This window comes from Herbaspirillum sp. SJZ107 (genome assembly GCF_006715485.1).
GTDB lineage: Bacteria > Pseudomonadota > Gammaproteobacteria > Burkholderiales > Burkholderiaceae_D > Telluria.
In genome coordinates this window covers 203,310-223,658 of record NZ_VFNH01000006.1, presented here as the reverse complement: position 1 = coordinate 223,658, position 20,349 = coordinate 203,310, and the positions used below count along the sequence as shown (strand labels likewise).

Annotated in this window: 13 protein-coding genes and 1 pseudogene; 10 read left to right on the top strand and 4 right to left on the bottom strand. The window is 58.8% G+C overall.

Features of this window, described 5'->3' with window-relative positions:
• Window positions 1-167 precede the first annotated feature (167 nt).
• A complete protein-coding gene (locus tag FBX97_RS28885) occupies window positions 168-413 on the top strand; it encodes a hypothetical protein (RefSeq protein WP_141839302.1) in 246 nt (81 codons plus the stop codon).
• A 399-nt stretch (window positions 414-812) separates the two neighbouring features.
• Here FBX97_RS28885 and FBX97_RS29790 read toward each other — a convergent pair whose 3' ends face one another.
• On the bottom strand, window positions 813-980 hold the full coding sequence (locus FBX97_RS29790) for a hypothetical protein (RefSeq protein ID WP_185748798.1): 168 nt from the start codon (window positions 978-980) through the stop codon (window positions 813-815).
• Window positions 981-1,246: 266 nt separating this feature from the next.
• Window positions 1,247-1,927 carry a hypothetical protein gene (locus FBX97_RS28880; protein WP_141839300.1) on the bottom strand — a complete coding sequence of 227 codons (681 nt, stop codon included), beginning with the start codon at window positions 1,925-1,927 and terminating at the stop codon, window positions 1,247-1,249.
• 365 nt (window positions 1,928-2,292) lie between these two features.
• Between FBX97_RS28880 and FBX97_RS29910 the strand changes: the two genes are divergently transcribed.
• Complete coding sequence (locus FBX97_RS29910; protein ID WP_221631894.1) at window positions 2,293-4,224, top strand: cold-shock protein; 1,932 nt, start codon at window positions 2,293-2,295, stop codon at window positions 4,222-4,224.
• A gap of 425 nt (window positions 4,225-4,649) precedes the next feature.
• Here FBX97_RS29910 and FBX97_RS30330 read toward each other — a convergent pair whose 3' ends face one another.
• On the bottom strand, window positions 4,650-4,772 hold the full coding sequence (locus FBX97_RS30330; RefSeq protein ID WP_255517673.1) for a hypothetical protein: 123 nt from the start codon (window positions 4,770-4,772) through the stop codon (window positions 4,650-4,652).
• 1,051 nt (window positions 4,773-5,823) lie between these two features.
• On the opposite strand from FBX97_RS30330, the gene FBX97_RS28870 reads away from it, so the two are divergent.
• Together FBX97_RS28870 and FBX97_RS28865 are read left to right on the top strand one after the other, a co-directional pair.
• On the top strand, window positions 5,824-6,843 hold the full coding sequence (locus FBX97_RS28870) for a tyrosine-type recombinase/integrase (protein WP_185748797.1): 1,020 nt from the start codon (window positions 5,824-5,826) through the stop codon (window positions 6,841-6,843).
• Window positions 6,830-7,690, top strand: a complete 861-nt coding sequence (locus tag FBX97_RS28865; protein ID WP_141839295.1) for a hypothetical protein — start codon at window positions 6,830-6,832, stop codon at window positions 7,688-7,690. The genes FBX97_RS28870 and FBX97_RS28865 overlap by 14 nt, the downstream gene beginning before the upstream one ends.
• A gap of 147 nt (window positions 7,691-7,837) precedes the next feature.
• Here FBX97_RS28865 and FBX97_RS28860 read toward each other — a convergent pair whose 3' ends face one another.
• The gene (locus FBX97_RS28860; RefSeq protein WP_185748796.1) at window positions 7,838-9,178 is read right to left on the bottom strand and encodes a replication initiation protein; all 1,341 of its coding nucleotides are present in this window, start codon (window positions 9,176-9,178) and stop codon (window positions 7,838-7,840) included.
• A gap of 3,111 nt (window positions 9,179-12,289) precedes the next feature.
• On the opposite strand from FBX97_RS28860, the gene FBX97_RS28855 reads away from it, so the two are divergent.
• From FBX97_RS28855 to FBX97_RS28825, 6 genes and pseudogenes are all read left to right on the top strand, one after another.
• Window positions 12,290-13,405, top strand: a complete 1,116-nt coding sequence (locus FBX97_RS28855) for an AAA family ATPase (protein WP_141839291.1) — start codon at window positions 12,290-12,292, stop codon at window positions 13,403-13,405.
• 35 nt (window positions 13,406-13,440) lie between these two features.
• Window positions 13,441-14,496 carry a ParB/RepB/Spo0J family partition protein gene (locus tag FBX97_RS28850; protein ID WP_141839289.1) on the top strand — a complete coding sequence of 352 codons (1,056 nt, stop codon included), beginning with the start codon at window positions 13,441-13,443 and terminating at the stop codon, window positions 14,494-14,496.
• A gap of 1,193 nt (window positions 14,497-15,689) precedes the next feature.
• Window positions 15,690-16,154 carry an exonuclease domain-containing protein gene (locus FBX97_RS28845; RefSeq protein ID WP_370457379.1) on the top strand — a complete coding sequence of 155 codons (465 nt, stop codon included), beginning with the start codon at window positions 15,690-15,692 and terminating at the stop codon, window positions 16,152-16,154.
• A gap of 8 nt (window positions 16,155-16,162) precedes the next feature.
• Window positions 16,163-16,345, top strand: coding sequence for a hypothetical protein (locus FBX97_RS28840; protein WP_141839285.1), 183 nt, complete (start codon window positions 16,163-16,165; stop codon window positions 16,343-16,345).
• Window positions 16,346-16,372: 27 nt separating this feature from the next.
• Window positions 16,373-16,945, top strand: a pseudogene (locus tag FBX97_RS28830) (hypothetical protein).
• Window positions 16,946-17,690: 745 nt separating this feature from the next.
• The gene (locus FBX97_RS28825) at window positions 17,691-18,119 is read left to right on the top strand and encodes a hypothetical protein (protein WP_141839279.1); all 429 of its coding nucleotides are present in this window, start codon (window positions 17,691-17,693) and stop codon (window positions 18,117-18,119) included.
• Window positions 18,120-20,349: the final 2,230 nt, after the last annotated feature.

Genomic DNA, 20,349 nt, shown 5'->3' with positions numbered 1-20,349 from the left:
AAGTTCGCATTGATACCTCCAGACGGCGACGTAAGGCCCCAGATGACAGAGTGCCAATGTTCGCATATGAACAGGTCAATAGCTGCCGATAAAGGTGAGCGAAGGTCGACTTGCGTGAGGAAGATCCAATTCTACAATGGAGTGGTTATGTTCCTATTGGGGGTTTTATGACTGACTTCAACAATTTGACCGATGCGGACTTTGATGAATGGCTGCGTCGGCAGGCCGACGATATGGCGATACCGGACGACGAATTGCTGGCAGAAACGGTCAGCAAGGCGATCAGGGAAGATATGCCAGAGGCGAAGGCACAATGGCTACTCGACGTCGCTAACTTGTGTATGGCCATGGCGGAGAGAGCCCTGGGATGTCAGGCCCCGATCGTTACGTGTCTTACTTTGACGCGCCATTGAACTTCCCTCAGCAGGGTCATACAACGCTCAAAATGCAGCTTCGGTGATCAGCTTGCGTAGCCGAGAAGAGACTGCAAGACAGCAATGATTGTGATGAGCTACCCATGACATGTAATGATGCACCGGCCTCAGAAACCTGCTTTGCTTCAAGAGAAGCACGATATCCCGAATCGGGCAACATCTTAGGACGTTCGGGGACACGTGTCCCCCAAAGGAAACGAGTCGATGATGTTTGCCCACGCGGCCCCCTGAACGCGGCACATCGGGCACATCGATCAGGTCATTTTCAGCCGCATTTCCGTTTCAGTACCGTTTTAATACGGCGCTTCCACAATTGACATTAACAAACATACACCTCATAAATACCAACCCTTCAGATACGCCGCGGGCTATGCAAACTCAGCCATTCGCGCCGGTCTTGTCGATGTGGTACATGCAATCCGGGGTAAGGATTCCGTACAGGCCGGGGCGTTCGCTCGGCAGGACTTTCTCGATTGGCGCGTTGTTCAGCAAAGGGCTGACGTTCTGAATGATGTCGTTCTCGCCTGTGCTGCCTGCGTTGGCCAAGCTGGCTGCCAAGACGGTGACGGACAAAGCTGCGTGGATGACGGTGCGGCCTTTTATGGGAACTCCAATTCTGGGTTTGATAGAGCGCGTCGGCGGCGATCTTGACCTTCTGGGGGCCGCGTGGCTCCCAAATTCACGAGCATCGCGCGCGGTGGCGCTGCTTGGCGGGTTGCCGGTTCGTTGGCATGTGGGCGGAGATTTTCGGGGCCGCGTGGCCCCCAAATGAAAAATGCCCACACCCGAGGGCATGGGCTGCGTGGTGGCGATTACTGGACCGTGACCATGATGTTGACTGCGGTGCCGTTCGCATCGTGCACCGTGATCGTCGCCAGGCCTGCGGCGACGCCGGTCGCGGTGAAGGTCGTACCGGTCTGGCTCACCGTGATCACATTCACGTTGCTGCTGGTGACGGTGTACGGCGACGCGCCACCTGCGATCGTGTAAGTGGGCGATGCGCCGACCGCTACCCTAATCGAATCGGGGGAGGTAGTGTAGAGCAGTACCGTCGCGGCGCCGCGCTGTACGGTTGCGGAGACCTTCACCGATGCGCCAGTCGAGTCGAAGGTCACGACGTCGGCCACGCCGGCGCTCAGGCCAGTCACGCTCAACGTGTTGCCGCTGGCGCTTGCCTTTGCCACGCTGCAGTTACTGCTCGTTGCAGTGAACGGGCGGCCGACACCGCGCTGGATTGTGTAGTTCGGCGCTTCGCCCAGTCCAATCGAAATAGAGGACGGTGCAGTCATGTAGAGAGGCACGGCCGCGTTATCGCTGACGTTCGCCGTGACGACGACAAGCGAACCCTTCGCATCACGAATGTTCAAGACCGCTTTGCCGGCGACGCCTTTCGAACGAACCGTCATCACCCCGCCGCTTACCGACGCGTCGACGATATCGGCGTTCGCGCTGGTGATGTCGTAGGGAGGCGATGGTGTACGTTGCCGTCGCATTCGTCGGCATGAAGAACGCTTACGGCGCGGTCGTGTAGAGGCTGGCCGCTCGATCGCTTCCCGAGACGGTCAGGTCGTACTCGGCCGAGACGCCGAGCGAGTCGTAGACGACGATAGTCGCGAAGTGCCGGGATTCGCCGCCGTGACGGAGACTGCGCGCGCACCGGCGGAGACGGCCACCCCGTTCGGATTACTGGATACGGCAGTGAGCGGGCCGATGCCGCCATTGATTTTTATTGCGCCGTAGTGCCCAGTTCGCGGCCCAAGGTTGTAGCTGAGCTTCAACGAAAGATTGCCCGCACTTAGGTTGCGCTTGAGAAATTGAATGGTCTACTAAAGTATTACCTCACCAGAAAGACCATACGATGAGCTTTGAATACAACCAGGACGACGCCCTGCTGAATCAGTTTAAAAACCCGTTCCGCTTCGAGAATTTTTTCCTCTTCTTTGCGGCCCTTGCTTCTACCGCCGGCGGCATGACCGCGCTGATGACCGCCAAAGCGCTTTTCCAGAACCACAACGACAAAGTGGCGGCAGTTGCCGTTGCTGTCGCTACACTGGTGCTGGGCGTCGCCGTCAAAATGTTGATTCAGGCGCTCTCTCAAGTACGGTTCTACCTTGGGCGCCGCTACCCCCGCGGTCTTGCTGGCGAGCTTCTGGTAACTGAAACCGGCGTCGGCCACGGTACCGAGGAAATCCTTGATCTGCTGCGCCACCGCGCGATCGACTTTCCGGAGCCACACGGTGCGCTCAATGGCGTACTGTATTCGATGGTGAAAAGCCTGGTGACGTCGCCCACGGAGGTGCAGGCGGCGGCCGTGCAGCACTTCCATTCACTTATTGGAATGATCGCCCTGTTCGCTTCCCTGGTCGTTTCCTTCTTTGCTTTTGAAGGCACGGCTTACGAAGGTGTGGCGTCGTGGATTTTCCTGCCCATGAGCGGCCTGTCCTTGGTCATGCCATTCCTCAATCCAGGCCGTCTGAACGTCCAGTCCACCGAGAGCACTGCGCCGGTCGAGACTGGCGACAAGGCACTCTGGAAGCTCATGGCGCTCGTGATCTTCTCGATCATGGCCCCGGTGATGATCCCGCGTGTTGCGCCGCATATCGAGATTGCCCCTATGTGGATCGCCCCTGCCCTGCTACTGGTCGGTTCCATGGTCGCGTCCTGCCTGTTCTTCTTCGCTATCGTGTCGCGTCTCGATAGCGCGGCCCGCACCAGCGTGTCTTGTGAGCAGACGACCATCGCCATGAACTGCCCGCCGGCGCAGCTGTGGACCGAAATGAGCCGCAACTTTCAGGATTCGTGGGAGCGCGGTATTCCGAATCGGGCCTATGCGAACATCCCGCCCGATGTGTCCGAAGATGAGCGCGGTTCGTTCGGCGGGTTTGTGCTGGAAGAGACGCAGCCGGTCCCGACGTCGACGCTGCAGTTCTCGGGCTGGGCTGACGCATTTGCGATGCGTTACTCTCGCTTTCTGATTCTGCTCGGCGCGTGGGGCGTTGCGATGGCTGGCGCATGCGGTTGGGCTGCAGCCTACTTCACGGCGCAGTTCGCCAGCATGGCGCGCATGGAAATCAGCCGTAGCGTTCTGATCGTGATGGCGCTTGGTATGGTCGCGGTCCTGAGTTTCCGCATCGGTCACCTGTTGTGGTCGCGCATGCAGTTCAAGTCGCGTATCTTTTGGGTCGAAACGTCCGGCACCTACCAGACCTCGACCATCAGCGTGGGCAACCAGTTCCGGGGTTCGGCCTCGTCCAGTTCGACCCTGACTCGCGTGCAAGATGCAACGCTGCGCGTATGGGTCACCGATATCGTGTCGGTCGTGTTCGGCAAGGACGGCAAGCGCAGCATCATTGCGATGGCGCCGGCGGACAGCGTCGCAAAGAGCCTTGCTGATCGCCTGATCAACTTTGCCGCGCAGCAGAGCGCCATCGCCACCCCAACGGCCAGCGCTGACTTGGCACGCGCCGCGTCCATCGGCGGGCTTGATGCGGCCGTTCGCTCGGCAACTGCGAGGGCAATGACCGGCCGTCAGCCGGAAGCGCTGTCGACCGCTGGGGCGGGTCTGCAAGGCGTGATCGGTGCCGTTACGCGACAGGACGGCCGTGTGAAGTTCTTCGATAGCGCAAAGGGCTATGGGTATATCTTGGCCGACAGCGGCGAGGAATACCTCTTCAACAAGAACAGCTTCCGCGGCGCTGCGCCGCAAAAAGGCGACCGGGTTGAGTTCCAGGCTGAGCACGGACCGAAGAGCATGATGGCGAAGCGTATGCAGGTGACTGCCAGCGTCTAAATTTAGCCCGTACAGACGAAAACAAACGGCCAGCTCGAGTGAGCAGGCCGTTTGTTTTTGTGCGGTCTGATAACAGGTCGCCAGGTTGTTTCAACGCCACTTCCGAACCAGCGGCGTCACCCTCCACGACAGCCCATTGAGGGAACTGGCCGTGGCGAAGGGAACGCGCTTAGAACCGCGCTTGACCCTCTGCGAGCCGTCCTATCGGAATCTTAGCCGGACAAGCTCACTCGTGCCCAAGGTGCGCGAAAGCGTCGCGTGGATTACGGGCTCGCGCTCACGCATCTGCCTGCGTGACGGCTGCCCCTCGCGGCGCGACCAGGATTGCCCTGGGAAGCCGGTAGCGGAGAAAAGCAAACGGCCCTGTCTATCGAGAGGGCCGTTGTCGTTGCACTGCCAGGGCGTTACCCTGGAGACTTGTAGGGTTAATCCGCCGAGCTACCGTAGGCGTTGCGAATGATGATGTTGCGGATCGCCAGGATCGGCGCAAGCTGCGCGCGGAAATCGCGGGCAAGCATTTCTTTTGTGTACAGTAAAAATTCTTTCATTTTTTCACTCCCTCGATCACTCTATGTTTTGATCGGAATGTAGCACTGAACATCTACAGTGTCAAATGAGAAAGAGATACACAAAGCCTGATCGACGCGGCGAACAAGTGTATGGTCATAGACGACAAGACCTTGGGTTTTCAAGTTCCCGTCGCCACGTGTCCGACCCTAGCTCGCCATTGATTAAGCGAGCAAGGTCATGCGTGCAGTGCTACGGACCGCGCCGCCATGCGTTCGCGTAGGCAGCGAGGGTGACAACCGCCACGACCGCGATCGCGTCGGCTCACCCTGCAGCTACCGCCTTCGCTCGCAAAGCGTCGACCTGTCGTTGAAGGCGGTGACGCGCAGTTCATTGGTGTTGCCGACGTCCTCTTATCTGACCAGAATTCACTCCAGCTCGGTCAACTGCACACTGTTCACTCATACGTTTTCGATTGTGTCTTTTCTGTTGACGGCGGTGCACGCTCACCTGGTGGCTGAATCGTTCAAGCTTAGCCACGGCGTTTTCCGGCTCGTATGCGAATGCACCAGCGTATGCGATCGTATTCGTTCTGATCGCGTCCTCTGGGGTGCGGCCGGCGCCCCAGAGGACTGCAAAGCGGGCCAGAAAAGCCAGTCTTTTCGACGGCCCACTGTACAGGGCATGACATGATTTTTAGGTCTACGGCCTTCCCACATATCCGCTGTCGAGGCCGTCTCCCGAATGGTTCAGCTAGCGTCAAAAATGAAACTAACGCACAAATAAGATCAAACAGAGACGACCCTCCAGATACGCAGCTAGCTAATCACACTTTGCTCTCCACCTACTCGCTCGCCATCGAGTGCTAAAAAAGCAAAGAAAACAAAAAGAACAAAGCGAGCAGAAAGAACCCTCAAGTCCGGTACCGGCGGCCACCAGCAGCAGCGTCACCTTCGGCTACGGTAAGTAGCATGTTCGTTAGTTTCATTTATGGTATCATCGTGGTATTCTCCCTTTCAAAAAGCTCTGCTAGATAGCGCCTTCGGTGCCGGCCACCTGGCCACAACTTTCGGCGCAAAACACGAGGTGATCATGCTCGATGCGAAACAGTGGGACGCTGACCCGGTGACCTCGTTTGCCGCCTTCGTCCGGAGTACCGAATTTACGCGCACCAGCCATCGCCTGGGCAAAGCCGACCCAGCGCCAGTGTCCGTGAAGTCGGCCGCCATCTATGGCTTCATGTTCAGCAAGTTCGTGAAGTGGCTGGCCGCTGAGAAAAGACCCTTCTCCCACGTGGGCGAGCAGGACTTGGTGCGCTTCGTCAGCCAGCTGCGGCGCCGCGGCGAACAAAACAGCGACATCACCGAGCGTTACCTACGCCTCCTTGAACGATGCTACGCCCATTTGAAGATTGCACCGAACCCGGCAACGTCGGCGATCAAGCTGGCCAGCGAAAATCGGTACTTGGCCAAGAACCAAGGGACCGAAGCGCTGGAGCAGGAGCAGATCGACGCGTTCGTTGCCGCCCTGCCCTCCTTCGAGCCGTCTGGCCCGAACCGGGCCGGCCGCCCGCCCAAAGCATGGAAGCGCCGACGCGACCACGCCGTCCAGGCCACGATGCTGTTCGGTGGCCTGCGTGTGGCCGAGGCGATCGGCCTGCACATTGACGAGGTTGATGATGCCTTCAACCACGGCCCGATCCGCCTGAAGATCAATCCAGAAGACAAACACGACACCAGCTATGAGCATGAGACTGTGGTCTGCGAATATGGCGCCGACGCTCTGCGCCGGTGGCTGGTGGAGCGGATGGCGGAGGATGCAGAGGGCTACCGTATCCTGCAGGGCGACCTGGTATTCCCGGGCGATCACACTGGCAAGCCCATGTCGAAAGTGACGCTCTGGCGCCAGGTGAAGGCGACGTTCGCCCGCGCCGAGATCGACGTCAACCGCAGCGGTGGCCGGACCTTGCGCAATACATTCGCGTCACGAGAATTGAAGAACGGGCGCACGAAGGCCGACGTGAAGGAATACCTCGGTCTAGCCCTTGAGCGGTCCGCCGAGATCTATGAAACCGCGAAACCGAGAAAGAAGAAGTCCGATGAAGGTGTCTGAAATCACGAGCATCCTCGCCCAGGCTGCGCTTCCAGCTCTCTCGCGGGACCAGCTGCTCGAGCTGGCCGGGACTGAAGCCGGTAAGCGGTTTCAAGCCGTGCTGGTGGCGTTCGGCGCCGGCGATCGCCACCAGCGCGACGAGCTCGAGGCGACGGTACACGTTCTCGCCCCAGCACTGCGGGCTACGCTACGCCGGCTCGGCAGTACGGCCACTGTCGACCAGCTGGTAACGACAGCGTGCCGTGAACAATGGCGCTTCTTCGATGCCATCGACGCGATCGCGCAGCAGACGCCGCGCGCCGCCGGCGCCCGGCAGTACTTGGCCGAGCAGGGAACCATCCCTACGGCGCAAACCACGCGGTCGATACCTGTCGCCCCGCCCTACTACTCTTTCAAGGTATTCGGCACCGCGGCCGCACTGTGCATCGCCGAGGCGCAGACGCAGGCCACAAGCCAACACACGGTGAACATCGAGGGCGCCCTCGCGCTCGCTGGCGCTGGGCCGAGGACTTTCGACTGGCCGAACAAGATCGTGGTGCAGCTGACCGTCCAGGAGGCCTACCAGGTGCTGGGACTGTTCGAGAACAGGATCCGCTCGCTCAAATTCGATGGTCACGGCCGGGCGCACGACAAGTCCCTGGGGATCGAATTTCAGGAGTCGCACTACTTCGTGCGTCTCATCCAGCGCGGCCGGCCTGCGGTTGCGGTGCCGGTGCGTCCGGTGGACGCGATTCCCATAATCTCTCTGCTCTACAAGCAGCTACTTCGAAATGAACCTCATCTTCGTATTGAGGACATTCGCTGTATGGTCGAACGGATGGCAGAGATGACAGCGTTGAAGCGCTGAGGATGCGCTCAGAATCTATGCTCAGAAGCGGTTGCAATTCGACGCCTTGATCGGACGTCTGTATTCACTGTTAAGTCCATGTGCCACTTCTAGGTCCGTCAGACTCCAGTCCACCGCAACGAGCGCTTTGCAAGCACCTATCGATGCCTAGCGATTGATGCTGATTGCCCCGGACGTGACAGCAAACTCGAAGATCTCCTGTGCGGTCGGCTCACCCCAGTACTTCTTGGCCAACCAGCCGTAGAAGGGCACCATGAGACGCGCGGTGCGCTTGCTGGCAGTGGCAGGAATCAGCGCAACACTCACCTCCTGCAGCGCGTTGTATTCCGCGACCGCGGCTTCCCGATCCTCATCCGGCATCTCCACGAACATCGCGGCGGCGTCGTCATGGCGCTTTTTGCTAAACCGTGCCTGGATGTCCTTCATCGCCTCGATCTCGCCTCCGCCGCCGGCGATCGGCTTCTGCGCCGGCGCCTCGGGCGCGTACTTGCCTTCGAGGGCGCGCTTCAGGTAGGCCGCAGGGCTCTTGATCGCCGGCTTGGTCTTGTCGTTCACGCGCTCGGTTGTGAACTGCCAGCCCGCCTCGACGTCCTCGAGAGAGTAGGAATCGAGAATCTTCTTGCGGTCGCGCGGCGACACGCCCAGGTTTTCAAGGCGCTTGTCCCACTCGGCCCGGCCCCCGCTGCTGGCGTCCTTGTCCCCATCCTGCTCCAGCTTGAAGATGTCCTTTTCCTCGACCGTGAACTGCAGGTACTTCACGCTGCGGCCACCGTCGCGGTTCTCGTGCAGCGTGATCGCGAGATCCGACTTCTCGTTGATCTCGAGGATCGCTGGCTTAAGCTTTTCACGCTTGAAAATCTTGTACTCGTTGAGCACCGACTTCTCGTTCACTTCACCATAGATCACCCAGCGCCACTCCTCCCAGCCCATCTCGTTGGTCAGCTTCGAGGGATTGGTGCGAAAGCGGTTCACCCACTCGTACAGCGCCGCCGACGCATCGAGCCGGAACGCGCGCTGGATGCGCAGATCCAGCCGCGCATAGATCTTCGGCTCCAGCAGCATGGGCTTGATCTGCGGGGAATACGAATAGTAGATCTTGTCGCGGTCGAACCCGACGAAGGGCAGCAACACGCACGAGCCCCAGATCGAGTCCCCGTCCTGCCGAAGGTAGTCCCACTGCACCGTCAGCTTTTGCATGGCGGTGAGCGTATCCTTCAGGTGCTTTCGGTTGGGGGACGTATAGTTGATGGTACGCATGAGCTCGACGCGCGAGATCGAATAGGTATCGACCTTCTCGCCCGGATTGCGCGCCTGCTCCTCGAGCGCGTGCTTGAGCATCGCGTTAAAAGCCAAGCGCTGCGTCTTGCTCTGAATTCCGCCCGTGATCGCCATGTGCACCGCCTGCACCGGCTTTTTGAGGATCTCGGGCTTCTGCTCGAACAGCAGGGCCAGCGCCATCTGCGAGTTGTTGGGGTCGTCTCGGCTCATCGACATCATAAGGTGAACTATGATCACGTATTGTTCACCTTGGCATGTTCTACGTCAAATTTTTATTTTGTCAATGGTCGCATTGGCGCATCAACGCAGGCGGTACGGGCCGCCCACGCAAACGCGCGCGAAAGGTGAACCCGCGCGATATGCAAAGGGACCTCCTATCAAAACAGGACACCTTGGACGCCCCCGCCCGAGGCCCCCCCTGGCGCTTTATTATCCCTGGCCCCGTGCCCGCACACACTCCGCCACGGCACCGCCTCCTATCAGAAAGGATCACCTGAGCTCCCACAGGGCCTCGCCGGCGCAACCTGAATATCAAAAACCTTCACCCATGTGGGCGTTTCGCATGGAGCGGCAATCGTATATGCGGGGTGCCGTGCTGGAGCGGGTACGGTGCGGTCGACCGCGCGCCGTCCATCTATCAAAATCATTCACCAGTAAGCGTCTCGTTCACCGAATGAATGCCTAGGGAGGCGATCGCGATCAAATCGGCCAACGTCCTATCAAAATCGTTCACCTCTCTGACGACAACGCTACGTGCGGTCGAACAATCCTCCCATGCCATCATCCTTGCCCATCAAAAACCGTCGCCTATGCGCCTACGATCCCTACAAGGCGGCAACACGGCTCGAACGTGGCGCCGATGGCAGGGAATAGTCGCGCGAACACCCGGACCTCGGATCGCCGCGGGACACCGATGGACTGCCAAAAAAGTTCACCCGAACCCGGATGCACACTGGACACCCGCCCCCCAGTGAGCGCCCGCTCTCAGGCTGAACCGCCTCCTTGCTTGGTCGGCAAAGTTTGGCCCCTAGCCGTGGCGCGGTGCGAGAAGACGACGCTGAAGATAAAAGTCCGAAGCGGCGCCGACTAGGGCGCGTCACAGGTGAACTGTAAACCTATCAAAAATCTTCACCCCAGAGTGAATCCACCACACGTTGGCAAGGTGGCACCTGGAATCTAGCTGGCTGTCATGGGTATTTATGGCGGTCCAGGTGGCTCGCCGGCGCATTCGGTGACCGGGTGGGAGTACTATCAATAAGGTGCACCTTGTATCGATGCTGGCAACCAGCTGGCACCGCCTATCAAATTAGATCACCCAAGCCTAAGGGTCGATTATGTGAGCCTCCCATCGATAGCGAGCACTTACGTCGTGATGCCAGACACGATAACGTACAGCGAGGATCGTCGAACAGCCCTATCAAAATAGCTCACCCGGCCATGCGCACGGCACCCGTCAAGCGACGAGTCCGGGTATTCGGTGGCCCATCCAACGTCCACCCGGCCATCAAAATCCTTCACCTTTACCAGCACGCGGGCATAGCGCGCTGCAACCGCGTCGGGAAAGCCACGTCGGATCGTGCGCCAGTCCGGTGATGGGCCGGGCCAGCCTATCAAAAAACAGCACCTTCGATCGCTGGAACACGACTTTGGCCAGTTCTCCGGGAGCGTGACGTTTGCTGCGGGTGCACATGCCTATCAAAAGCGCCGCCTATCAAGTCCTCCCCCATGACAACCGGGCAACCCTATCACGAAAGTTCACCTCTCTTGCCCCTGTCCAAACTGGACGGCCACCGACTACATGTCGTTACCGGACCGTTGCTGCCATCTATCAGAAAGATTCACCTGACAGAACTGTTTTTTACCCGAGCGCGCAGCGGTACCGATTAAGGTGCCCCCTGAACAGGAACCCGGTCATCCAGGCCACGGCGACCGGATGACCTATCAACAATCATCAACCTCGTCACCGGCAGCAACGGATGCAAACCATCGAAGCCGTGTTACCGCCACCGTTCTCCAGCATCGCGCACTTCACATGGGATGGGCTGCCGGTGCCATCAAAAGCCTTCACGACGCGTCATCAGGCGCGGCCAAGATGACGCAGCGCGGTCGCAAAGGTGGTGAGGCTCCTGCGGAGACGGAAGCGTGCGCAACACGTACATCCAGACTATCAAAATCCATCACGTCGTCGACTCCAACGGTCCGCAAGGCCTCGCGACAGGTGTGGAATGGACAAGGACTATCACAGACCTTCACCTTTAACCACAAGCAATCCATGCCCCGCACAGCGAGCTCCTGTAATGGCGAACCAAATGGGTATCAAGGACGTTCACCTTAAGCAGCGGATGGAGAGCAGCCTGCCGGGCCGAATGGGCCGCATATATAGCCAGGTTGTCCAAATACACGGTTTGCGACGTGAACGCCCTGGTCGTGCAGCGTGCGATTCGTGCGCCGACTGCTCCCCTGGCGCCGGGCCGACGTGGTCCGGCTTGCTCCTCGGTGGTGAAGTATTTTGATAGCGGAAGCCCGCCATGGCGAGGAAAAGCGTGGCCCAGCTGGTTTCGGCCAGGTGAAACCTATCAAAAAGGTGCACTTCGAGATCACTTCGCATGCCTCGACGAGTCGATCCCCCCCGGGAACCTCGTCCGCAGAGTTTGCAACGAGGCAGAAAGGGGCGACGCGGTCAGAAGCTATCAAAAACACGCACCTCGACGCTACAATTCCAGTCGAGACTATCAAAAAAGCACACTGTCCAGGCTTCGACCATTAAAAGCATACCCGCTGGCAGCGCGACGAGCACCTGACGGCCGGCTAAAGGAGAGGTAGACTTGAGCGACACGGATCCAAACAAGATCGTTTCGGGCCGCCCGGGCACGGGATTTACCGCGTATAGAGGGGACAAGCGCGTGCTCGAGGGCGCGCCGCGTACTAGAGGGGAATAAATAGACGCTTATCCACAGGATTTATCAAAAACATTGCCCTCTTGAACATGTTCACATCCCTTGCCTATCAAAAGCCACCCCGGCCGCACATATTCACATCCCCCAGATATCAGGACAGTTCACCTCGTATACAAATCCACACCCGTATTCCGGCTAAAACCCGCATGCAACGCGCCCTTACCCGGAATGAATGTATACAAAAAGTTTTGTAAGTCATTATTAATTACCTGAACCGCCCACTCTTCGCGATCGTGCGTGGCTACGCTTACGTCCCCGTAAGACAAACTTCGCTGCGAGGTTTTTTACTATAATCTAGTATTTTTCCTTGCACAAAGGCTGAGATTTTGTAAAAATTAGCATATCGAAATTTAGGAGAAGCCTCATGAAGCGCAAAACCTTCAAAGTCCAGGCGGTCGCAAAGCTGTTGGGTATCAGTGTCGATTCCGTTCGCCGCGACTCGGACGAGGCAGGCCTTGAAATCGAACGACAGGGCGGTGTAGGACCGAAAACGCGCCTGTTCACCATCGAAAACGTCTACGACCTGGCAGCCTATCGAGCCAGGAAATACGGCGTCACCGCCAAAGTCAAACGCATTCTCTCGATCTACGCACCCAAGGGCGGCGTCGGCAAGACAACCCTGTCATCGAATATAGCCTGCATCCTTGCGCTGCTTGGTTTGCGCGTCCTGATCATCGACCTCGACTTTCAGGCCAATCTCACCATCTCGTTCGGCTATGACCCCGAGCTAACTCCAGAGGAAGCGACAGCCAGCGGCCTGCCGGTCGACACCTGCGTGAACTATCATTTTGGACACCTGCTGCCACAATGGCAGCAGAATGGACCTACGCAACCCCTGTCCGCGGTGATCAAGAAACCATTCGGGGAAAACGGTCCACACCTGATTCCGTCCGAGGTCACGCTGGATCGCCTGGAAGCCCTGTTCACGGTCGATGCCATCCTGGGCAAGAAGCCGGAACTGGCGATCGCGCGCTGGCTCGCCGAAGGCCGTTCTGGCAAGAACAAGGACCTCGACCTGTCGCAGTACGACGTCATCATGTTCGACGCGCCACCTGCAAAGAACCAGACCACGCGCGGAGCCCTGCTGGCCAGCGACCTGGTGGTGGCCCCGGTGTCGATGGAAAAATACAGTACCAAGTCGGTGTCCTACCTGGCCGGCGTGCTGGGAGAGATGCAGGAAGAGTATGGCAAGTACCCGCAGCTGGCGATCCTTGGCAATTTCTTCGACGACTCCAGGGTGCGCGTCGCGGCCCAGGTGATCGCGCTAACCAGCAAGTATCCTGACGCCTGGATGAATAAGACGGTACGTACCAGCGAGGAATTCAAGAAGGTGCTCGACGACGACGACGGCCTGCCGCTGGCACTGTCGCGCCCAAGCAGCACTCCGGCTGACGAACTGCGTGCCAGCACCAAGGAGCTGGTCGACAAGTTGGGCATCTTCGGCGCCAACCCGAAGACCGATACCTTGCGCGCCGCGTGAGGGATGGCAACCCTGTCTGACCATCAGGAGAATCCGTGAGCAAAGCACACCAATCCGAATCCGCATTCAACGCCACCCTCAAGGACAGGCTCCTCTCAGCGACGACGAGTTCGCAAACGATGCACATGACGTCGCCGCCAACCGGCGCATCGAAGTCCTTGGAAGACCTTCTGCGCGACGATGCTCCAGAGACGCCGGCCGCCGTGCCCGCGCCCGCGCTTGCCGCGCTAACGAGCGTCCCGGCACCTGTTGCCGATGAATCGAACCTTGTGCGGAAGATCGCGCTGCAGGACATCGTCGATTCGCCTTACCAGCCGCGCAAGCGCTACGACGAGACCAGGATCCAGCTGCTGGGGGAGACGTTGAAGGCCCGTGGCCAGGACGAGGCCATCGTGGTCCGTCGCCTGCCGTCGGGGAAGTACGAACTGATCTCCGGCCACCGGCGCACCCGCGCCGCGCGCCTCATCGGCTGGTCCGATATCGACGCCCGGGTGCGGCCGTTGAGCGACCGCGAGGCCGAGCTGGCGACGCTCACCAGCAACGAGAGCAACGAGGAACTCAGTACCTACGAGCGCGCCAAGGCTTACCAGGAGGCGCTCGACCGCGGATTCGCGACCGACCAGAAAGGCGTCGCCAGCCTGTTCGGCTGCTCCCAGGGCCGCGTGTCTCAATGCCTGAGCTTGTTGCAGTTCCCGACCCCGATCATCGACCTGCTCGAGAAGTACCCCGGGTTGCTCAAGACGCGTCACGCCCGCGTGGTTAAGGAGGTTCTGGCCAGGCACCCCCTGGCGGTCGATACGATCGCGGCCAGCGTGGAAGTGTTGATCGACAAGCCAGAGATGGATGTCGACGAACTGCGGACCGCACTGTCGAAACCGTTCGAGAAGAAGCGTGTCCGGACCAAGCCGCCCGAGCCTAGGATGATCACGGACAAGAACGGCGTCTCCGCGTTTAAGGTGCAGATCACGGAGCACGAGATCGTGATCAAGGTCGAGAACGGGGTGGATGTCGAGCTCGCGTCAAAGCGTGCGATGGCCGCGCTGCGCGAGTTTGCCGGGACGCTCGAGATCGCAAAAAAGAAAACCGTTTAAAAACAATAACTTAGCTTCTTAAAAAAGCGGCCTCGAAAGAATATTATCTAGTAAAATCAAGCACTTACGAACAAATATTAACGGTTAATATGTGGGCGCCTCCGTGGCGCCCTATGTTTTTTATCGACACACCAACACGTTTGGATTTCGCGGCCGCGGTCCGCGCCCGACGGCGCACAAATTTCAGTGTCGGCGTGTATCACACCGATACACGGTACCTACGCCGGTCAGTCGAACGGTCGGCGTAGCCTTGGCGACCGAATACCACAGGGATCTGTTGAGCGCTTATCACAGTGTCATCGCCAAGGACCAGCCAGTCCGTCTGACGTGAGGCCGTTGGCCCACACCGATCGCACGGAGTGAAGGCGACAACGACGGCATCCGCGATTCTGCTGGCCGTTCCGCTGCGGGTGACAAAAACTCGGCATAAGGATTGTTCGCTGGCCCACCCTCGATTTGAGCTGTAGGCAAACGCTGATTCCTGATCTGCATGAACGCTTGCTGGCAAACGAATAGAACAAGTGCTGGCTTGATGTCCGGGTCTTCCTCCACACCCGGGACGACAACGCTTCAATCCTTATGAGTATCGCGACACGGAGACAAGCTTCCGCGTTCACATCGGACGCCAGAGAAAGCACCTCATATGCACCATGTTGCGAAGTCGCTTCTTCGTTTGCCCGGGAGCCTCCCGTCGAGCCCTCGGTACTCCTCTTTGATAGATGCATAGATGCGCTTCATCCTGCCGTTCATGACGACACTGCTTCGGAAAACAAATCCCGTGGAGGTTACTCATCGAGACATGTTTGAGGCTCGTGGCGGGAAAAGGATGTGCTTCCGGCCTACTGCATCACGGGTCCGTTGGCGCCGCATCGAAAACTAGGTAACGTGAGCCTCCATCGCGGAAGGAAAATACATCAGGTCTGAATGCGGCTGATACACGCGTCGCCTAAAAGAGTTCATCGCTAACATTGCCTTGCGGCTGACTCTACCAGTCCTGTTGCCATCACCGGTGCCCCATCCGAACGGGCACTTAACGGTGGCTTATCGTGAAAAAATGAATTCCTTTAATAATCAATGACTTAGTGTTTTATATTTCAGTATATTTCGACAAATATCCTTACAAATCAAAGACTTATTAAAAAATATTAACTGTTAATATTTCATCGGCTGTTCAACATGTACCCACAGCCCACGTGCCTCACTCTGGTGTGTGCGAAGACACGGTGTCGCCGGCCTATAATGTCCAGGTGCCCAGCCCCAAAGGCTCACATGAACACTTTGCTAGTCATGATTATGAGACGACTGGCACGGATCCCATCCGCGACCGTCCAGTCCAGTTCGCCAGCGTCCGTACGGATATGGACCTGAACATCACCGGCAAGCCAACCACGTTCTATTGCAGGTCGTCTCCCGACCATCTGCCGGATCTGTTCGCCTGCCTTGTCGCCGGTATCACGACCCAGTTCTGCCAGCAGGTCGGTTCGCCCGAGCTGCAATTTGTCGACCAGGTTCATCGCCAGCTCGGCACTCCGGGAACCATCGCTTTTGGCTACAACTCGATCGTGTTCGACGATGAAGTCACCCGCGTCATGCTTGACGAAACCTCATTGATCCCTGCGCCCGCGAATGGAAGGCTGGTTACGGAAGATGGGACCTGATTCATCTGGTGCGCGCCACCTATGCGCTGCTCCCGGATACCCTGGAGCGGCCCCTCGACGTCCACGGCAGGATATCCTTCAAGCTGGAGCATCTCGCTGCAGCGAACGAATTACTCCACGAATCCGCGCAAGACGCACTGTCGGACGTATATGCCACCATTGCGCTCGCGCGGGTCATCAAGGATCGCTAGCCCTAGCTGTATGCGCACTGCTTTTCGATGCTGGACAAGAACCAGGCCATGCGGGAAATGGATGTGATGCTTAAAAGACCGTTTATCTACGTCTGTCGCAGTGTCATGAAGGCGGCAGGCATGCGCATCATGCTTCCCGCCGCCCTGCATCCGACCAACCGGAGCGAGGTAATTGCCTGGGACTTGTCGCAAGAGCCGCGCTAGCTGCTGGAAATCGAGGCCGAAACCATTCGTCGGCGCCTCGTCACCAAGCGCAAGGACCGCCCCGAAGGGTTCGATCCCATGCCGATCCATTGCGTCGCTGCGAATAATTGCGTCGCTGCGAATAAAGCGCCAGCGGTATTTAGCGACCTGAGCGCCTTGTCGCGCGCGAGTGCTGCCGCACTCGGCCTTGATTTGGACCAGGCCTTGGCGAATGTGCCCGTCATGCAGGGTGTACTGGATGAGGTCGACCTGCCCAGGCTGCTGCAGGTCGTCCTCGATCGTGACGCTCCCGCCTGCGACCCGGAGGACGCGCTCTATGCCGACTTTATCACCAGTGGTGACCGGCGCATGCTCGATCAGCTTCGGGCGATGGATCCGGTCAACTGTCCTCGATAAGATCCGTCTTCGCCGATTACAGGCTCGATGTGGTATTCCTGCGCTATAAGACGCTCCACTATCCCTAGTCCCTCTCGCAACGCGAACAGGACAGGTGGGAGGAGCATCGCTTCCGCAAGCTGATCACAGGCGATTGCGGCAACCGCGCGGTGTCGATGGTCCGTGCGTCGGCCGCCCGGTGTCGGCGTGAGCTGTTCGAATCGACCGACCCTGTCGATCCCGTGAAGTACGGGGTTCTGGACGATGTATTAGCTTTCACGAGCAATCTGGCTGCGGCGATCGACCCTTTCGGAAACGTCGCGCCGGTTCCGGTAGCCGAATCCCGGATAGAAAGCGCGGAGACCACTCCACTGGCGCCGAGGCCACTGCAGCCCGACCTCTTCGGTGGCCAGGACGCGACCCCGGGTTCACGTCGGACCCGAGGTCGCCGCCGTTGATCGGACGCTCGGCGACAATGGCAGGATCGCTCCTGCTTCGAAGGAGGGCGATCCTCGGCGGCGTTATGTATCCCTCCGCTTTCCGTGGCATGCCCACATTGTCGACGGCCCTGGTCTCGGATGAACCTCCGCGGACTCAGGACATCAGGCGCGGCACGGCGCAGCGCGGCAAGGACGCCTGTCGTTGTCGGCCCACCTTATGCTGACGTGTCACCTAATCCGACGAGCCTCGCATCGGCGCAGTAGACAGCGGTAAGTCTTTCCGCAAGCTTCTCCACGATGAACCTGCCTGCGTATCGGCTACCGGCGTGCATCTGGAACTTGATGTAGAGGCGGCCCTGGTCGCTGGCATCCAGCAAAAAGTCATCGGCCATGCTCTCGTCCCCGTGCGGATGTCGAACGTCGAGGCCACCGATAAGACTTTTCAGCTCGTCCGTCGCCTGGACTCGCACCGAATAGTTGTTCGCGAGTACTTTCGGATCGTCCGCATCGAGACCCATGCTCCGGCGCGCGAGCGCACGTATCGCTTCCCCGAGACGCAGCGTCAGCTCACCAGGAGCATGTGCGACAACGCCTGTCGCATAGCGTACTGCCCCTGTGCCGTCCCGATCCGGCAAAGTAATGGAATCGAACAGATTCGTGATATCCCTTTCGCGAAGGACGGTTCAGTAACGTGGATCCAGCGCGCCCAGGCCGACACCATCGGCCGCATTATCGATGAGACTGCGCTTTTGTAGCTCACGATAGGCGGGGTCTGCTTCGAGTTCCGTACTTGGAAACCGTAGTTCCCGGTCGAGCCGCTGGCTGTCGTAATCCTGAATGCGCGGCGCCATGAACTCGTCACGGGACGAGTCCACAGTCGGCCACCGTTTGTGGTACCCCGCAAATACCTTGCACAAGCTGATGTAGTAAGACAGGTCCTTTGTCGCACCTTGTTGGCCCAGCGGGATTTCAAGTTGTGACGACGAGACCCGCGCCGGACTTGCTTCCCGCTTCACGGCCGCTCGCCCTCGGACGATTCCTTGATGTCGATAACGAAACACGAAAGTTTTGAGGCCGGTCGCCCGGTCGAGACACCCACTGGCACGCCTTGTCATGGACCCGTGACGTCCCGGCGTACCAGTGGCATGCGACATCCGAGGCTGGATCGGGACAATGCCAGCTTGCCTACGTTTATGCGACTTGCATGGATTGACGACAGATGCCTGAATAGCCCCGGGGCCCGCGATCTTGAATTGGATCGTGCGGACGATGTACGACCTAAAGCCGCTGTCCAAGGCGATGACAGGCCACTCGAGCTGGTCACGCCGGCAATTGCAAGCGACGTCACCGATATTCCTTAACACGAGCAGGTCAGCCAGCAATTGGGCGGGACCAGCGGCGTGCACTTCGCCTCGGTCGTCCTGTATCTATCCATCCGCCGGCACAGTACGATACCTGTCCAGCGGTTTGTGGTGCTATATGTGCGGCGGCGCGGCGTCCGTGCTGCACGCGCTACATCTTGACGACCTCACCCGGATCTATGGCTGGACTCATCCGCGTCTAGTAGAAGAGTTGCACCGCTTTGACGCATTGGCCGGTGACCGCGTGGAGTTGTTCGGACGCATGGTGTTCAATGGCGCCCGCGGGAACGACGATAACCACATGCCAATCACGCCGTCAGCTATTGTTCCGATGAGCGGCGCCGGCATCTGGCGCCGGCCTTCGATGTCGTTCCCAATCCGGTGAAATCGTCGCGGCACCTCCAGACAATGATCGGGGAGGCGGTCTGGCGTCTCCCATAAGTCCGTGCTTGCCTGCGCCCACCGATTCGGTTTCTTCAGCCAGACCAATGCCGCTTACTATCCTGACACACGACTGCAACGCATCCTGGGCGGTTTCGATAGCGTCGCGGCGTGGCTCGACGACAGTGAAGACGCCACGGCGCCTCTATATGCAACTGTCGACGAGGCGGTTTGACATCTCCCGCGAGGCCGTCCTTTCTGACGCCCATCGATTCGGTTTCTCCAGGCCGATGCCGCTCATCTCGACACGCTACTGAAGCGCATCCTGGCCGGCTTCGATAGCGTCGCGGCATGGCCCGACGACGGGGGCAGGTCGAGATGGCCGAACGCCTCAGGCATAACATCGCGATCCTGCGCGACGAGGTAAGGTATTCCAGTTCGCAGGAAGGTCAAGAATAAACTTTCGGTATGCCCACCGGGTCAGCTATCCACAATTTCTGTGGAAAACTCGCTTCCGTAGGGGAAGAAAGCCAGTTCCCAGGCCAGTTTCGCTGGGATGCCTACAGAATGGGCAGAAAATTGCCGGAGCAGTGCTTGATCGTTCAACTTGAGCCATGTGACCGACGCTGCCTTGGTGTCGCAATAGTTCAGGGGTGCGTATCTGCACTTCAGGACCGGTCCGTCGGGCATCGAAAAATTCGATTAGGCGACTGCCTGGCATCGCGCTATGTGAGTCCGCGGCACCCGCTTGTCGGGTATGAAGCCCGCCAGGCTCGCCCCAGCTTGCGTATCCACGTGTGGTGTGCGGCCGATGCCATCCATGGGCATTAGGACTCGATACGGCGTGCAAAACGCAAAGCCGCGTAAATGGGTTCGACTCCCGCGCTCGCCTCCAGCGGATCAGCAAACTCGACATTAGAAAATGTAATGTCGAGTTTGTGGTAGAGCTTTATGAGATATGGGTTCGGCGCATTTCAAGTATCACGAACTGTCATTAGACAGTTCTTGTGCGGCGCAGCATGATGCTCACGTTTTCTCTATCTTCCTCCAAGAAAATGGATTCAACCCGCCTCCCGGTGGGTATTTTTTTGCCCGCTTCTATCGTGCTTCAAGACCGCGGCGTCCAGTGTTGTCGATTCGCTTTGGCGCTAAGCGTACTGGACTTGCACAGCTCTAGGGAGAACGCCAGCGCTTGGCCAAGCCGACTCGGTCGTTCTCGCATTGACGTGTGTTTGCTGTTGGT

Bases quoted from the DNA above. Each gene is read 5' to 3' on its own strand.
- FBX97_RS28880 (WP_141839300.1), bottom strand. From the start codon at position 1,927: ATGCGACGGCAACGTACACCATCGCCTCCCTACGACATCACCAGCGCG.
- FBX97_RS28860 (WP_185748796.1), bottom strand. From the start codon at position 9,178: ATGAGCCGAGACGACCCCAACAACTCGCAGATGGCGCTGGCCCTGCTG.
- FBX97_RS28885 (WP_141839302.1), top strand. From the start codon at position 168: ATGACTGACTTCAACAATTTGACCGATGCGGACTTTGATGAATGGCTG.
- FBX97_RS28870 (WP_185748797.1), top strand. From the start codon at position 5,824: ATGCTCGATGCGAAACAGTGGGACGCTGACCCGGTGACCTCGTTTGCC.
- FBX97_RS28855 (WP_141839291.1), top strand. From the start codon at position 12,290: ATGAAGCGCAAAACCTTCAAAGTCCAGGCGGTCGCAAAGCTGTTGGGT.
- FBX97_RS29910 (WP_221631894.1), top strand. From the start codon at position 2,293: ATGAGCTTTGAATACAACCAGGACGACGCCCTGCTGAATCAGTTTAAA.
- FBX97_RS30330 (WP_255517673.1), bottom strand. From the start codon at position 4,772: ATGAAAGAATTTTTACTGTACACAAAAGAAATGCTTGCCCGCGATTTC.
- FBX97_RS28865 (WP_141839295.1), top strand. From the start codon at position 6,830: ATGAAGGTGTCTGAAATCACGAGCATCCTCGCCCAGGCTGCGCTTCCA.